The 15,874-nt window shown below is 74.7% G+C and carries 11 protein-coding genes; 7 read left to right on the top strand and 4 right to left on the bottom strand.

What is annotated here, in order from left to right:
- Positions 1–177: 177 nt before the first annotated feature.
- Both V2S66_RS11305 and V2S66_RS11300 read left to right on the top strand, forming a co-directional pair.
- A complete protein-coding gene (locus tag V2S66_RS11305; RefSeq protein WP_330794674.1) occupies positions 178–2,433 on the top strand; it encodes an MMPL family transporter in 2,256 nt (751 codons plus the stop codon).
- Between the two features lie 192 nt (positions 2,434–2,625).
- Positions 2,626–3,489: an aminoglycoside phosphotransferase family protein gene (locus tag V2S66_RS11300; protein WP_330794487.1), complete on the top strand. Its 864-nt coding sequence runs from the start codon at positions 2,626–2,628 to the stop codon at positions 3,487–3,489.
- A gap of 61 nt (positions 3,490–3,550) precedes the next feature.
- Here V2S66_RS11300 and V2S66_RS11295 read toward each other — a convergent pair whose 3' ends face one another.
- Positions 3,551–4,273 carry a 3'-5' exonuclease gene (locus V2S66_RS11295; RefSeq protein ID WP_330794486.1) on the bottom strand — a complete coding sequence of 241 codons (723 nt, stop codon included), beginning with the start codon at positions 4,271–4,273 and terminating at the stop codon, positions 3,551–3,553.
- A gap of 114 nt (positions 4,274–4,387) precedes the next feature.
- Positions 4,388–5,626: an SAV2148 family HEPN domain-containing protein gene (locus tag V2S66_RS11290; protein ID WP_413966356.1), complete on the bottom strand. Its 1,239-nt coding sequence runs from the start codon at positions 5,624–5,626 to the stop codon at positions 4,388–4,390.
- 243 nt (positions 5,627–5,869) lie between these two features.
- On the opposite strand from V2S66_RS11290, the gene glgX reads away from it, so the two are divergent.
- The 4 genes from glgX (at position 5,870) to V2S66_RS11270 (ending at position 12,825) form a co-directional block, all read left to right on the top strand.
- The gene (gene glgX / locus V2S66_RS11285) at positions 5,870–8,008 is read left to right on the top strand and encodes a glycogen debranching protein GlgX (RefSeq protein WP_330794485.1); all 2,139 of its coding nucleotides are present in this window, start codon (positions 5,870–5,872) and stop codon (positions 8,006–8,008) included.
- Between the two features lie 130 nt (positions 8,009–8,138).
- Entirely contained in the window at positions 8,139–10,709 is a 2,571-nt protein-coding gene (locus tag V2S66_RS11280; RefSeq protein ID WP_330794484.1) for an alpha-amylase family glycosyl hydrolase, read from the top strand.
- 146 nt (positions 10,710–10,855) lie between these two features.
- Entirely contained in the window at positions 10,856–12,595 is a 1,740-nt protein-coding gene (gene treZ, locus V2S66_RS11275; protein ID WP_330794483.1) for a malto-oligosyltrehalose trehalohydrolase, read from the top strand.
- Complete coding sequence (locus V2S66_RS11270; RefSeq protein WP_330794482.1) at positions 12,592–12,825, top strand: hypothetical protein; 234 nt, start codon at positions 12,592–12,594, stop codon at positions 12,823–12,825. Before treZ ends, V2S66_RS11270 begins: the two co-directional genes overlap by 4 nt.
- A 33-nt stretch (positions 12,826–12,858) precedes the next feature.
- Here the strand turns inward: V2S66_RS11270 and V2S66_RS11265 are convergent, their stop codons facing one another.
- Positions 12,859–13,719: a PPK2 family polyphosphate kinase gene (locus tag V2S66_RS11265; RefSeq protein ID WP_330794481.1), complete on the bottom strand. Its 861-nt coding sequence runs from the start codon at positions 13,717–13,719 to the stop codon at positions 12,859–12,861.
- 67 nt (positions 13,720–13,786) lie between these two features.
- Entirely contained in the window at positions 13,787–14,872 is a 1,086-nt protein-coding gene (zapE, locus tag V2S66_RS11260; protein ID WP_413966366.1) for a cell division protein ZapE, read from the bottom strand.
- Between the two features lie 207 nt (positions 14,873–15,079).
- On the opposite strand from zapE, the gene V2S66_RS11255 reads away from it, so the two are divergent.
- The gene (locus V2S66_RS11255; RefSeq protein ID WP_413966355.1) at positions 15,080–15,856 is read left to right on the top strand and encodes a pyrimidine reductase family protein; all 777 of its coding nucleotides are present in this window, start codon (positions 15,080–15,082) and stop codon (positions 15,854–15,856) included.
- The last annotated feature ends 18 nt before the right edge of the window (positions 15,857–15,874 follow it).

The raw sequence follows: 15,874 nt of genomic DNA, 5'->3' as shown, positions 1-15,874 counted from the left end.
GTTGTCCCCACCCCCGGGGGGGAGAACGCCCGCCAGGAAGTCACCGGTTGGCAGGATGGGTCGTCCCCCGTGTGGCCCCTAGCGTCATGGGTGCAGGGAAGCGGCAGGTCGGCCGCCACCCACGACGATCCTTCAAGGGGGCACACCGTGAGTCGCGCTCGCGCACACGGCAGCAGGATGGGCATCGCGGCGGCGATGGGCGGCTGGAGCGCCCGCCACCGCTGGGCGGCGGTGGGCGGGTGGCTGCTCTTCGTCGTCGTCGCCATGGTGATCGGCCAGGCCGCCGGCCGGGTCGACGTGAACGAGGACAAGGCGATGCCGGGCGAGGTCGCCCAGGCCGCCACCCTCAGGGACGACGCCGGCCTGAAGGACGCGGCGGGCGAGATGGTGCTGATCCAGGTCACCCACCCGGGCGCGACGGTCTCCGACCCGGCGGCGCGCGGCGCGGTGGCCGCGGTGATCGCCGCCGTCAAGGGCACCGGCCGGGTCACCGCGGTCACCTCGCCGTACGACACCGGCGCGGTGTCCGGCGACCACCGCTCGGCGCTGGTGCGGTTCGACATGCTCGGCGCGGCCGACGACGCCGCGGACCGGGTGCAGCCGGTGCTCGACGCGGTCGCCGGGGTGCAGCACGGCCACCGGGAGCTGCGGATCGAGGAGTTCGGCGACGCCAGCTCCGACCAGGCCGTCGACAACGCCTTCGGCGACGACTTCAAGACCGCCGAGTTCTCGGCGTTGCCGGTGGCGCTCGGCATCCTGCTGATCGCCTTCGGCGCGCTGGTCGCCGCGCTGCTGCCGGTGATGCTGGCGATGACCGCCTTCCTCGGCGCGACCGGCGTGGTCGCGCTGGTCAGCCACTCGGTGCCGATGAGCGACACCGCGAACTCGGTGATGCTGCTGGTGGGCCTGGCGGTCGGCGTCGACTACTGCCTGTTCTACCTGCGCAGGGAGCGCGAGGAGCGGGCCGCGGGGCACGACCCGGAGACCGCCCTGCGGATCGCCGCGGCCACCTCGGGGCGGGCCGTCCTGATCTCCGGCGTCACCGTGATCGTGGCCATGGCGGGCATGCTCTTCACCGGCATCGGGGACTTCAAGGCGATGGGCGTGGCCACGATGATCGTCGTCGCCATCGCCATGTTCGGCTCGGTGACCGTGCTGCCCGCGCTCCTCTCGCTGCTCGGCGGGAAGGTCGAGAAGGGCCGGATCCCGTTCCTGGGCCGCGCCGTCCAGGCCCGCGCCCGGCGCACCGGCGGCCGGGCCGCGGCCGGCGGCAGCCGCTTCTGGCGGACCGCGCTGCGGCCGGTGCTGCGCAGCCCCCGGGCCGCGGTGCTGGTGGCCGGCGGCGCGCTGGTGGCGATCGCGATCCCGGCGTTCGGCATGCACACCGAGAACCTCTCGATGGACCAGGAGCTCGGCGGCGGCCTGCCGATCGTGCAGACCTACCACCACGTCAACGCCGCGTTCCCCGGCGGGCCCGACCCGGCGCACGTCGTGGTCAAGGCCGACGCGATCGACAGCCCGCGGGTCCGGCGGGCCATCGCGGCCTTCCGTGCCGAGGCGGTCTCCTCCGGCGCGAGCACCGGCCCCGTCACCGTGACCGTGCACGCCGCGCAGAACCTCGCGCAGATCGACGTGCCGCTGGCCGGCGGAACTGACCACGGCAGGGCCGAGGCGGACCTGCGGCTGCTGCGCGACAGGGTCAGGCCCGACACGCTGCTCAAGGTCGCCGGGGTGCAGGCGCCGATCACCGGTGAGACCGCCGGCTCGATGGACTTCACCGACAAGATCACCAGCAGCGTGCCGCCGGTGTTCGCCTTCGTGACGGTCTTCGCCTTCCTGCTGATGCTGCTGTCCTTCAGGTCGCTGGCCATCGCGCTGACCTCGATCGTGCTGAACCTGCTGTCGGTGGGCGCCGCCTACGGCGTGCTGACCGTGGTCTTCCAGCACGGCTGGGGCGCCTCGCTGGTCGGCGCGACCGGCACCGGCGCGGTGGTGGCCTGGCTGCCGCTGTTCCTCTTCGTGATCCTCTTCGGGCTGAGCATGGACTACCACGTCTTCGTGGTCTCCCGGATCCGCGAGGCCCGGATGCGCGGGCTGACCACCAAGGCCGCGATCGAGCAGGGCATCACCACCACCGCGGGCGTGGTCACCAGCGCCGCCGTCATCATGGTCGCGGTCTTCGCGATCTTCGGGACGCTGTCCATGCAGAGCATGAAGCAGATGGGCGTCGGCCTGGCCTTCGCGGTGCTGATCGACGCGACGGTGATCCGCGGGGTGCTGCTGCCGGCGGTGATGACGCTGCTGGGCGACCGCAACTGGTACCTGCCGAGATGGCTGCGGTGGCTGCCCGACATGACGCACGACGAGTCCGCGCCGCCGCGGCCGCCGGCGGCCGTGCCACCGGTCGCGCGGCCGCTGCCCGACCGCGTCTGACCGCGTTTCCCTCGCGTTCGCCCGCCCTCGGCGCGGCCGGCGGAAGGGGCGGCGAACGCGCCGGGGCGCGGACCCGGCGCGAGTCCGGGGCGCGCGGGTGCGACACTAGCCTTGCCGCACGTGTGTACGGTGTCACCGGCATATGCGGCAGGTCGAACGGGCGCACGTACGGGCGGACTTCGAGGGGCTGGCATGGCGGACGCGGTGTTCACGCAGGAACGGGCGCGGTCGGTGCTGGACGCGGCCGGGCACGGCGAGGCGGACCTGATCTCCTTCGGGGAGAACGCGGTCTTCGCGGCCGGCCGGCTGGTGATCAAGGTCGGCCGCGGCGCCGACCTGCTGGACCGGGCGCGCCGCGAGGTGCGCACCGCGGACTGGCTGGCCAAGCACGACGTGCCCGCGGTGCGCTCCGCGGAGTCCGAGGTCCGCCTCGTCGAGGGCCATCCGGTGACCTACTGGCAGCGGCTGCCCGAGTCGCTGCGGCCGGCCGCGCCCGCGGACGTGGCGCCGCTGCTCACCCTGGTGCACGCGCTGCCCGAGCCGGACTTCGGGCTGCCGCCGCGGGATCTGCTCGGCGGCGTGGAGCGCTGGCTGCGGATCGCCGGCGACGTCATCGACCCGGCGGACGCGGCGTTCCTGCGCCGCCGCAGGGACGGCTTCGCCGCGGCGGCCGCCGCGCTGACCCCGCACCTGCCGCGCGGCCCGATCCACGGGGACGCGCTGCCGCGCAACGTGCACATCGGCCCGGACGGCCCGGTGCTGGTCGACCTGGAGACCTTCTCCTCCGACCTGCGCGAGCACGATCTGGTGGTGCTCGCGCTGTCCAGGGACCGCTACGGGGTGCCGTCCGCCGACTACGACGCCTTCACCGCGGCCTACGGCTGGGACGTCCGGGACTGGGACGGCTGCGAGGTGCTGCGCGGTGCCCGGGAGACGGCGGGCTGCGCGTGGGTCGCCCAGCACGCGCCGGCCAACCCCGCGGCGCTCACCGAGTTCCGCCGCCGGGTGGCGTCGCTGCGCTCGGCGGACCGCACGATCCGCTGGTACTCCTTCTGAGGCACCGGGCGGCGGCCGTGGGGACCCCAGGGGCCGTATGCACCGGGCCGGTCGTCGTCCGTCAGGAGGAGGCGTCGGCCCGCAGCGGGCCCCGCAGCGGCCAGCCGGGGTCGACGTCGGCGTCCGGTGAGCCCTTCTTGCGCAGCCAGGCGGAGAAGTCCTCGGCCCACGCCGCGTACCAGCCGGCCTGGAGCGCCTGGAGTTCGACCAGGTCGGCGCCGCCCGCCTCGGGGAAGCGCAGCGCGAGCGCCCGCGCCATCCGGACCGCGGCCAGCGCGTCCGCGCCCGCGTCGTGCGCCCCTTCGAGCACGATCCCGTAGACCTGGCAGGCGGCCTCCAGGGTGCGCTTGCCGCGGCGGTAGCGGTCCAGCGCCCGGTCCACCACCAGCGGGTCGACCACCGGGCCCGCGCCGCCGCCCGCGGGCACCAGCGGCGGCAGCGCGTACCGCCGCAACTCCTCATCCAGAAGGGTGAGATCGAAGGGCGCGTTGTAGACGACGACCGGCACGCCGGCCGCCCAGTGGGCGCGCAGCGCGTCCGCGACCTCCGTGACGACCTCCTGGGCGGGCCGGCCCTCGGCGGCCGCCTGCTCGGTGCTCACGCCGTGTATCGCGGTGGTCTCCGCCGGGATCGGCACGCCCGGGTCGGCGAGCCAGGTCCTGACTCGGACCGGCTCCCCGCTCTTGACCTCGGTGACCGCGGCGGTCACGATCCGCGCCGTGCGCGGGTCGGTGCCCGTCGTCTCCAGGTCGAAGCCGACCAGCAGCTCCTCATGCCATGCCATGGCGCGTCCTTCCCTCCCGAATCCCCCGATTGCTCCGCCATCATCCTGTGCACCACTGACAGTCCGGACGGCCCGGCCTCCGCGCGGCGCCCGCCCGGCCGCCGCGCGGCAAGGTCAGGAGACCGGCCGGGAGTCGGTCCAGATGCCCTCGAACTCCTCGCGGTAGACCTCGAAGAGGCCGCTCTCCGCGGGGCGTTCGCCCTCCACCGAGCGCCGGGAGCCGCCGCGCAGCACCATCACCGGCACCTCCATGCCGCGGGCCCTGCGCAGGTAGGTCTGGACGACCGCGAGGCCGTCGCCGCTGTCGCCGTCCACCAGGTAGGCGGTGAACCGCGGGGTCTCGTCGAATACCTGGATCTCGAAGGCGCCGGGGTCGCGCAGCCGGGCCCGCACCCGGCGCATGTGCATGATGTTCATCTCCACCGACCGGCTCAGCTCGCCGCGGCTCAGGCCCAGTTCGCGCTCCCGGCGGCGCACCGAGCTGCTGGCCGGGTTGAGGAAGGCCAGCCGCACCCGGCAGCCGGACTCGGCGAGCCCGACCAGGCGGCGGCCGGAGAAGTTCTGCACCAGCAGGTTGAGGCCGATGCCGATGGCGTCGAGCCGCCGGGCGCCGGAGAAGAGGTCCTCCACCGGCAGCTGGCGCTGGAGTCTCACCCGATCGGGGTACACGCCGACCACGTCGGCGTAGCGGTCGGCGACCAGTTGCTCCAGCACGTCGACGGGCAGCCGCTGGGAGCCCTCCCTGGACGGTCCCGCGCCGAGCAGTTCGAGCAGCCGCGAGGAGGCCCGCTCCGCCTGGTCCAGCACGTTCCTGGACAGCGCGCGGTTGCGGGAGACGACGTGCCGGGCCACTTCCAGCTCGTCCAGGACGAGTTCGAGCTCCCGCCGGTCGTCGAAGTAGGGCTCGAAGATCGGCCAGTGCTGGACCAGGAGTTCGCGCAGCTGCGGCAGCGTGAGGAAGCTGAGGACGTTGTCGTCGGCGGGGTCGAGCAGGAAGCCCTTGCGGCGGCTGACCTCGCGGACCGCGACGGCGCGCTGCACCCATTCGCTGCCGGCCGGGCCGGCCGCGGCGACCACCCACTCCTCGCCGTGCACGGGCTCGTATATCGGGCGCAGCACGGCGTTGACGACCGCGCGCAGCCGCTGTTCGACGATGTTGAGCCACACGTATGCCCGCCCGGCCCGGCGTGCGCGGGTCCGCACCTCGGCCCAGGCGTCGGCGCCCCAGTCCAGTTCCGCTCCGATCTCCAGGGGTGCGGCGAGCGTGACCGCGCCCGGCGGGCCCTCGGCGGTGACGCCGTGCTGGTCGCCCTGCTCACCGCCACCCGGGAGCATCAGACCTCCGGACGTCACCGCTCCACCGCCTCCCACCCCCGTCCACGATCAAGGAAGGGTACTGCGGCCCAGGGGGTGCCGCAGCCGTATCGACCCTACTTGACTACTACCGGACAACCTCATCACCCGTGCGGTCGCTGCCCGTTGCGACTGTGTCACCCTCGGGTGGGACCGGATGGGAGGATGCGACTTCGGCAACGTAACGGCCGGAGGCGCGGGCGTCGTCCGCGCGGTCCGGTTGCGGAGTGGAAGAGTCACTACATGCAAGTCTGGCCGGGTCAGTCGTACCCCCTCGGCGCCACCTTCGACGGCGCGGGCACCAACTTCGCCGTCTTCTCCGAGGTGGCGTCGCGGATCGAGCTGTGTCTGCTGCACGACGACGGCTCCGAGACGGCGGTGGAGCTGCGGGAGGCGGACGCCTTCGTCCGGCACGCCTACCTCCCGGGGGTGATGCCGGGCCAGCGGTACGGGTTCCGGGTGCACGGCCCGTACGAACCGGCCCGCGGGCACCGCTGCAACTCGGCGAAGCTGCTGCTCGACCCCTACGCCAAGGCGATGAGCGGCAAGATCGACTGGGACGAGGCGGTCTACGGCTACCGCTTCGGGCAGCCCGAGTCGCGCAACGACCTGGACTCCGCCCCGCACACCATGACCTCCGTGGTGGTGAACCCGTACTTCGACTGGGCGGACGACCGGGCGCCGCGCATCGACTACCACAAGACGGTCATCTACGAGGGTCACGTCAAGGGCCTGACGATGACCCACCCGGGGCTGCCCGAGGAGATCCGGGGCACTTACGCGGCCCTGGCGCACCCGGCCGTGATCGGCCATCTGGTGGAACTCGGGGTGACCACCCTGGAACTGATGCCGGTGCACCAGTTCATCCAGGACCACCGTCTGGCGGACGCCGGACTGGCGAACTACTGGGGCTACAACACCATCGGCTTCTTCGCCCCGCACAACGGCTACTGCGCGCTGGGCGACCGCGGCCAGCAGGTGCTGGAGTTCAAGACCGCGGTGCGGGCGCTGCACCGCGCGGGCATCGAGGTGATCCTCGACGTGGTCTACAACCACACCGCGGAGGGCAGCCACCTCGGCCCGACGCTGTCGCTGCGCGGCCTGGACAACGCGTCGTACTACCGGCTCGGCAACGACAAGCGCTACTACACGGACACCACGGGCACCGGCAACAGCCTGCTGATGCGCAGTCCGCACGTACTGCAGATGATCATGGACAGCCTGCGGTACTGGGTGACCGAGATGCACGTGGACGGCTTCCGGTTCGACCTGGCGGCGACGCTGGCCCGGCAGTTCCACGAGGTGGACCGGCTGTCGTCCTTCTTCGACCTGGTCCAGCAGGACCCGGTGGTCTCGCAGGTCAAGCTGATCGCGGAGCCCTGGGACGTCGGCGAGGGCGGCTACCAGGTGGGCAACTTCCCGCCGCTGTGGACCGAGTGGAACGGCAAGTTCCGCGACACCGTGCGGGACCTGTGGCGCGGCGAGAGCGCCACCCTCGCCGAGTTCGGCTCCCGGCTGACCGGCTCCTCCGACCTCTACCAGGACGACGGCCGCCGCCCGCTGGCCTCCATCAACTTCGTCACCTGCCACGACGGCTTCACGCTGCGCGACCTGGTGTCGTACAACGACAAGCGCAACGACGCCAACGGCGAGAACAACCGGGACGGCGAGAGCTTCAACCGGTCGTGGAACTGCGGCGCCGAGGGCGACACCGACGACCGCGCGGTGCGCACCCTGCGCGGCCGGCAGATGCGCAACTTCATCGCCACCCTGCTGCTCTCCCAGGGCGTGCCGATGATCAGCCACGGCGACGAGTTCGGCCGCAGCCAGCGGGGCAACAACAACGCCTACTGCCAGGACAACGAGCTGTCCTGGATCGCCTGGCCGGGCAAGCCGGGCACTTCGGAGGAGGACGACGAGGCGCTGCGGCTGCACGACTTCGTCAGGTCGATGGTGTGGCTGCGCCGCGACCACCCGGTGTTCCGGCGGCGCCGCTTCTTCCACGGCCGGCCGGTGGAGGGCACCCACGACGAGCTGTCGGACATCGCGTGGTTCACCCCCGAGGGCCGCGAGATGACGCAGCGGGACTGGCAGGCGGCCCACGCCCGCTCGCTGTCGGTCTTCCTCAACGGCAACGCGATCTCCGAGCCGGGACCGCGCGGCGAGCCGGTGACCGACGACTCCTTCCTGCTGATGTTCAACGCCGCGCCGCGGGCCCAGGAGTTCGCGGTGCCGATCAACCACGGCAAGGAGTGGCAGCTGCTGGTGGACACCGAGCGGCCCGAGGGCGTGCCGCCCGGCACCGGCGAGCTGGTCAGCGCCGGGGACCGGCTGCTGCTCGCGGACCGCAGCCTGGTGGTGCTGCAGCGCCCCGCCGACTGAGCGGGCCCGGCGCGCCGCGCGGTCCGGGCGGGGCCGGACGCGGCCGGTGCGTGCGGCCGGCGGAGCGCGGGTGGTGCGTTCGGCCCTTTTGGACGCGCCGTACCGCCGGATCCGGGGTAGAGAAGATCTCATGACCGCACTCAGCGCGACGCCCAGCTCGACCTACCGCATACAGGTGCAGCCCGGCTTCGGCTTCGCCGACGCGGCAGGGGCCGTGCCCTATCTGGCGGAGCTGGGCGTCACCCATCTGCACCTGTCACCGGTCCTGGAGGCCGTGCCGGGCTCCACCCACGGCTACGACGTGGTCGACCACACCCGGGTGCGCACCGAGCTGGGCGGCGAGGAGGGGCTGCGCGAGCTGTCCCGCACCGCCCGCGAGCACGGTCTCGGCCTGATCCTGGACATCGTCCCCAACCACATGGCCGTCCCGGCCCCCGAGCACCTGAACGCGCCGCTGTGGTCGGTGCTGCGGGAGGGGCCGTCCTCGCCGTACGCGTCCTGGTTCGACGTCGACTGGGCGGCGCTCGGCGGCAAGGTGCTGCTGCCGGTGCTGGGCGAGCCGCTGCCGGACGTGCTGGGCGCGCTCGCGGTGGTCCGCGACAAGCCGGCCGGCGCGAAGGTGCTGCGCTACTACGACCACCGGTTCCCGCTGCGGCCGGGCACCGAGGACCTGCCGCTGCCCCGGCTGCTGGACGAGCAGTTCTACCGGCTGGCGTACTGGCGCACCGCCCGCACCGAGCTGAACTACCGGCGCTTCTTCACCATCTCCGACCTCATCGCGGTCCGGGTGGAGCACCCCGAGGTGTTCGCCGCCACCCACGCCACGATCCTGCGGCTGCTGCGCGAGGGCGTCGCCGACGGGCTGCGGATCGACCACCCCGACGGGCTGGCCGACCCGGCGGGCTATCTGCGGCAGCTGGCGGAGGCGAGCGGCGGCCGCTGGACGGTGGTGGAGAAGATCCTCCAGCGCGAGGAGCCGCTGCCCGCGGACTGGCGGTGCGCCGGCACCACCGGATACGACGCCCTCGACCGGATCGACGGGCTCTTCACCGATCCGGAGGGCGTCGAGGAGCTGACCGCCTTCTACCGCGAGTTCACCGGTGTCGCGGACGACCGCGGCGGCGACTGGGAGCAGACCGCCCGGCGCGCGGCACACCGCGTGGTGACCGGCGACCTGGCGGCCGAGGTCGCCCGGCTGACCCGCACCGCGCTGCGCGTCCTGGCGGCGCGGCCGGGGCGGGACCCCGCGGGCACGGCGGAGCGGGGCCCGCGGACCGACGCGCGCGCCGAGGCGCGGACCGCGGCGCTGAGCGAGTCCCCCACCGACCGGCAGACCCGCGAGGAGGCGCTCACCGAGGCGATCAGGGAGCTGCTGGTGCGCGTGCCGGTGTACCGGCCGTACGTGGTCCCCGGCACGCCCGCCTCGGCGCGGGACACCGCGATGCTTGAGGACGCGGCGGACTCGGCCCGCACCGCGTGCACCCCGCAGGCGGCCGCGACGCTGGACTTCGTGGCCGACCTGGCGCTGGGGCGCGCGGGCGGCGGCGGCCGCGACGGCGGTGAGGACGGCGCCAGCGACGCGGACGGCGCGTCCGGCCCGGACGGGGACGCGGCGGACTTCGCCGTCCGGTTCGCGCAGGTCGCCTCGGCGCTGCACGCGAAGTCCGTCGAGGACACCGCCTTCTACCGCTACGCGCCGCTGCTCCCGCTGTGCGAGGTGGGGCGCGACCCCGGGCGCCCGGCGACCAGCCCGGCGCAGTTCCACGGCTTCTGCACCCGCCGGGTGCGCGAGCGGCCGGCCTCCGGCACCGTGCTGTCCACCCACGACACCAAGCACAGCGCGGACCTGCGGCTGCGGCTCGCGGTGCTCTCCGAGCTGCCCGGGGCCTGGCGGGAGTGGCTGGGCGCGCGCCGCGCGACGCCCGCCGCCCCCGACCGGCACACCGCGTACAGCGTCTTCCAGACCGGTGTCGGGCTCGGCTTCTGCCATCCCGACCGGCTGATCCCCGCGGCGCTCAAGGCGGTCCGCGAGGCGGCTCTGCACACCACCTGGACCGAGCAGGACGAGGCGTACGAGAAGGCCGTCTCGGAGTTCACCGACCAGGGGCCGTGCGGGGCGCAGGTCTACGACGTCGGGGAGTTCGCGCGGGTTCTCGCGCCGTACGGCGAGGCGAACTCGCTGGGCGCGGCGCTGCTGCAGCTGACGATGCCGGGCGTGCCCGACCTCTACCAGGGCACCGAGTTCCCGGTCTTCACGCTGGTCGACCCGGACAACCGGGGGCCGCTGACCGAGGCGGAGCCGGGCACCGTGCGGTTCGGCCTGGAGCGGACCCTGCGCGGGCTGCTGGACGGGGAACCGCCGCGGGTCTTCGACGACGTGAAGCTGCGCCTGACCGCGGTGGCGCTGCGGCTGCGCAGGGAACGGCCGCAGTGGTACGGGCCCGCCGCCGGCTACGACCCGCTGGCCGCGCGCGGCCCGGCCGAGGGCCACTGCGTGGCGTTCGTCCGCGGCGGCGGCGCGATCACCGTGGTGACCCGGTTGTCGCGCCGGCTGGAGGAGGCGGGCGGCTGGCGCGACACCGCGCTGCCGCTGCCCCCCGGGCGCTGGACCGACCGCCTGTCGGGCGCCGCCCACGAGGGCCTCGTGCCGCTCGCGGACCTGCTCGCCGGCTCCCCCGTCGCGCTGCTCACCCGGGCGTGACGGGCGCCGGCGCGCCGGCCGCCGCGGGGCCCGGCGGCGGGCGCGATCACGGGAGGCGCGTGATCCCCGTCTGAACCGGGGGTATGCCGGGCATGCATCTGGCGGGAGACCGACGCGCGTGCGAACCGACCTGACGGGAGTCGTGAGTGCTGTTCGAGGTGTGGGCGCCGGGCGCCCGGCAGGTGGAGGTGCTGGTCGACGGCCGCACGCAGGCGCTCGGCCGCGACCCGGCGCGCAGCGGCTGGTGGCACGCCGAGCTGCCCGCGGAGCCGGGCGCCCGCTACGGCTACCTGCTCGACGGCGGCCCGCCGCTGCCGGACCCGCGCTCGCGCCGCCAGCCGGACGGCCCCGACGGCCTGAGCGCGGTCGTCGACCACGACGCCTTCGACTGGCAGGTGCCCTGGCCCGGCCGCGCACTGCCCGGCGCGATCCTCTACGAACTGCACGTCGGCACCTTCACCGCCGAGGGCACCTTCGACGCGGCGATCGAGCGGCTGCCGCACCTGGCCAGGCTCGGCGTCACGCACGTCGAGCTGATGCCGCTCTGCCCCTTCCCCGGCGTCAACGGCTGGGGGTACGAGGGCGTGTCGCTGTGGGCGGTGCACGAGCCGTACGGCGGCCCTGAGGGGCTCAAGCGCTTCGTCGACGCGGCGCACGGCCACAGCCTGGGCGTGGTGCTGGACGTGGTGCACAACCACCTCGGCCCGTCGGGCAACCATCTGCCGCCCTTCGGCCCGTACTTCACCGACCGCCACCACACCCCGTGGGGCGACGCGGTGAACCTGGACGCGCCGGGCTCCGACGAGGTGCGGGACTTCCTGATCGGCAGCGCGCTGTCCTGGCTGCGCGACTACCGGCTGGACGGGCTGCGGCTGGACGCGGTGCACGCCCTGGTCGACACCCGGGCGGTGCACTTCCTGGAGGAGCTGGCCACGGCGGTCCAGGGGCTCTGCGCGGCGCTGGGACGCCCGCTGTTCCTGGTCGGCGAGTCCGACCTGAACGACCCGCGGACCACCGCGCCGCGCGAGGCCGGCGGCCTGGGGCTCGACGCCCAGTGGAACGACGACTTCCACCACGCCGTGCACGCCGCGGTGACCGGCGAGGCGCAGGGCTACTACGCCGACTTCGCCGCGGCGGGCCCGTCGGCCGTCGCCAAGGTGCTCACCCACGGCTTCTTCCACGACGGCAGCTGGTCGTCCTTCCGCGGCCGCCACCACGGCCGCCCGGTCGACACCTCCGCGGTGTCCGGCCAGCGGCTGCTCGGATACGCCCAGACGCACGACCAGGTCGGCAACCGGGCCACCGGCGACCGGCTGACCCCCGCGCAGCTGGGCGCGGCGGCGGCGCTCGTGCTGACCTCGCCGTTCACGCCGATGCTGTTCATGGGCGAGGAGTGGGGGGCGGCCACGCCCTGGCAGTTCTTCACCGACCACGGCGACCCGGAGCTGGCCGCGGCCATCACCCGGGGCAGGCGGCGGGAGTTCGCCGCGCACGGCTGGGCCGAGGAGGACGTGCCCGACCCGCAGGACCCGGCGACCCGGGACCGGTCGGCGCTGGACTGGGCGGAGCCGGACAAGGCCGAGCACCGCGAACTGCTGGAGTGGTACCGGGCGCTGATCGCGCTGCGCCGCGCCGAACCGGCGCTGAGCGACCCGCGGCTCGACACCCTGACGGCCACCGTCGGCGGGCGCACCCTGCGGATCGCCCGCGGCCCCTTCCGGGTGCTGGTGAACTTCTCCGACGCCCCGGCCCGGGTGCCGCTCACCGCGCCCTGCGAGGTCGTGCTCTGCCGGCCCGAGTGCGCGCTGCTGCCCGGCCCGGCGGTACAGCTGCCGGCCCGCGGCGCCGCGGTGCTCCGCGAGCTCGGCGATACCCTGGCGGAGTGACTGCGAACGCACCCGGGAACGGGAACCGGCTCCAGGACGGGCACCTCGGCGAGGACCGCGAAGGGCGCCAGGACGCCGCCGGCGGGGGCCGGGCCGGGGAGCCGGCCGCCCCGGTCGCCGACTGCGTGCTGTGCAGTGAGCCGACCGAGCACCCGGCGAGCACCCGCGGGGCCACGCTGTGCCCGGTGTGCGAGTGGCAGGAGGCCCAGCGCACGGCCTGCTCGGGCTGACCGGCACCGCGTCCGGGCGGGCCGGTCGCGGTGTCAGGTCCGCAGCAGCTTCGCCCGGTTGCCCGGCACGTCGAAGGCGGCCTTCGGGTACGCCGGGCCGATCATCTCCAGGTGCTGCAGCAGCAGCGTGCCCACCGCCCAGTTCCGGTACCACTTGCGGTCGGCCGGCACCACGTACCAGGGCGCGGCGTCGGTGGAGCAGCGTTCCAGCACCGCCGCGTACGCCTCCTGGTACGCGGGCCACAGGGCGCGGTCCGCGATGTCCTGCGGGTCGAACTTCCAGTGCTTGGACGGCCGGTCGAGGCGGGCCAGCAACCGTTCGCGCTGTTCCTCGTAGCCGATGTGCAGGAACACCTTCAGCAGCGTGAAGCCGTCGTCGACGAGCGACTGCTCGAAGCGGTTGATCACGTCGTAGCGGTCGCTCCAGGTGGCCCGCGGCGCGAGCGCCCGCACCCGCACGACCAGCACGTCCTCGTAGTGCGAGCGGTCGAAGACGCCGATCTCGCCGGCGTCGGGCAGCGCCTTGCGGATGCGCCACAGGAACGGGTGCGCGCGCTCCTCCTCGGTGGGCGCCTTGAACGTCCGCACCCGCACGCCGGTCGGGTTGAGCCCGGTCGCCACGTGCTTGACGGTGCCGCCCTTGCCCGAGGTGTCCATGCCCTGCAGGACCACCAGCAGCCGGCGCGGGTCGCCCGCGGTGCTCTGCGCGTAGAGGCGCTGCTGCAGCTCGGCCAGTCGGGGCCGCATGGCCTCGGTCGCGGCCAGGGTCCGCCGCTTGCCGCCGGGGCTGCCCGGGGTGTCGGAGGAGTCGTACGCCGTCAGGTCGAGCGGGCCGCGGCCGGGCGCGACGCGCAGCCGGGACCGCAGCTCCTTGCTGCCGCTGTGCTGTGCCATGGACCGATCCTGCGCCCGAACCGGGCCGGGCGCCATGCCGCGGCGGCGGTCCGGGCGGTACGGCGGGTCAGCCCGGCTGCCGGACCAGCCTGCGGCCGTCGCGGGCCAGGGAGGTCAGCCGGGACACCGCGCGGAAGTACTTCTTGCGGTAGCCGCCGGCCAGCATCTCCTCGGTGAACAGGCGGTCGAAGGGCACGCCGGAGGCGACCACCGGCACCTCCCGGTCGTAGAGCCGGTCGGCGAGCACGACCAGCCGCAGCGCGGTCGCCTGGTCGGTGACCTGCCGCACCTCGCGCAGGCAGAGCGCGTGGACGCCGTCGCACAGCGCGCCGTAGCGGCTGGGGTGCACGGTGGCCAGGTGGGCGACGAGCGGCCCGAAGCCGTCCAGCGCGGCGCCGGGGGTGTCCGCCGCCTCGACGACCTGCTGGTCGGAGAACGGGGCGGGCGCCTCGGGCAGCCCGCGGTGCCGGAAGTCCTCGCCGTCGATGCGCAGCGAGGTGAACCGGGCGGACAGCCCCTGGATCTCGCGCAGGAAGTCGGCGGCGGCGAAGCGGCCCTCGCCGAGCCTGCCCGGCAGCGTGTTGGAGGTGGCGGCGAGGCGCACGCCGGCGTCGGCGAGCCGGGCGAGCAGCGTGGAGACCAGCACGGTGTCGCCCGGGTCGTCCAGCTCGAACTCGTCGATGCAGACCAGCGCGTGGCCGCTGAGCGCCTCGACGGCCTGCCGGAAGCCGAGCGCCCCCACCAGGTTGGTCAGCTCGACGAAGGTGCCGAACGCCTTGCGCTCGCGCGGGGCGGGCGCGGCGTGCCACAGCGAGGCGAGCAGGTGCGTCTTGCCGACGCCGAAGCCGCCGTCCAGGTAGACCCCGCCGGGCGCGGCGGGCGCGGACGGCTCGCGCCGGAACCAGCGCTTGCGCGGCGCCCCGGCGTCGCCGAGCCCCGCGGCGAACGCGCCCAGCGCGCGGACCGCGTCCGCCTGGCTGGGCCGCGCCGGGTCGGGCACGTAGGTCTCGAAGCGGACGGTGTCGAAGCGCGGCGGCGGGACCAGCTCGCCGACGAGGCGGGCGGCGTCCACGTGCGGCCGGCGTCCGGTCAGGGCCTGCGGCCCGGTGCCGGCGGCGTGCGTGGCGTTCGGCGCGAGCGAGGAGGACACAATTCCCCATGGTAGTGCGGCTCGGCGTCCCCTACCCCGCCCCCTGATGTGGCCTTCCCCACGCCTGTCCCCACCCCTGTCCGGCCCTCTGGCCGCCTGCCGTCCCGCCTGCGGTCCCGCCCACCGGTCGGGCTGCCGGTCGGGGCTCCGCGACGCCGCCCGGGGGCGCGGGGTCCGCGGCGGGCACGGGTGGCGTGGCAGGATCGGGGGATGCGGCGGATGCATCCGGTGACGGCGGAAGGCCAGGGCGAGGCCCTGGACACGGTGCTGGGCCTCGCCGGGGCCTACGCGTACCCCCCGCGGGAGGACGGCCCCTGGCTGCGGGCCAACATGGTCAGCTCGCTCGACGGCGCCGCCCACGCCGGGGGTCGATCCGCGCCGCTGTCCTCCGAGGCCGACATGCGCCTGTTCGGCGTCCTGCGGGCGCTCGCCGACGTCGTCGTGGTGGGCGCCGAGACCGTCCGGCAGGAGGGCTATCGCCCGGCCAGAGCGCGGTCCGCGTTCGCCGCCCTGCGGGCCGCCGACGGCCAGTCGCCCGCGCCGGCGATCGCCGTGATCAGCCGCCGCCTCGACCTGGACCTCGGCACGCCGCTGTTCACCGATCCCGTCGTGCCGACCCTGGTGCTGACCGGCGCGGGCACCCCGCGCGCCGCCGCCGACGCGGCCCGCGCGGCCGGCGCCGTGGTGGTGACCGCCGGTGACGGCGACGGCGTGGACCCGGTGCGGGCGGTGCGCGAGCTGGCCGCGCGGGGCTTCGCCCGGCTGCTGTGCGAGGGTGGCCCGCGGATCCTCGCGCAGTTCGCCGCGGCCGGCGCCGTCGACGAACTGTGCCTGACGCTGTCGCCGCTGGTCACCGGGGGTGACGCGCCGAGGATCATGAACGGCCCCGGCGTGGCGCCGCCGGCCCGCTTCGTGCCGCGCTCGATCCTGGAGGAGGACGGTTTCCTCTTCACCCGCTACGTACGGGACCGCCGGGCCCGTGGCTGACGTGCGGCACCCGGCCGA

The organism is Actinacidiphila polyblastidii (genome assembly GCF_036353415.1).
Classification (GTDB): domain Bacteria; phylum Actinomycetota; class Actinomycetes; order Streptomycetales; family Streptomycetaceae; genus Actinacidiphila; species Actinacidiphila polyblastidii.
The sequence above is the reverse complement of the archived record's forward strand: the minus strand, read 5'-3'. Positions and strand labels throughout refer to the sequence as shown.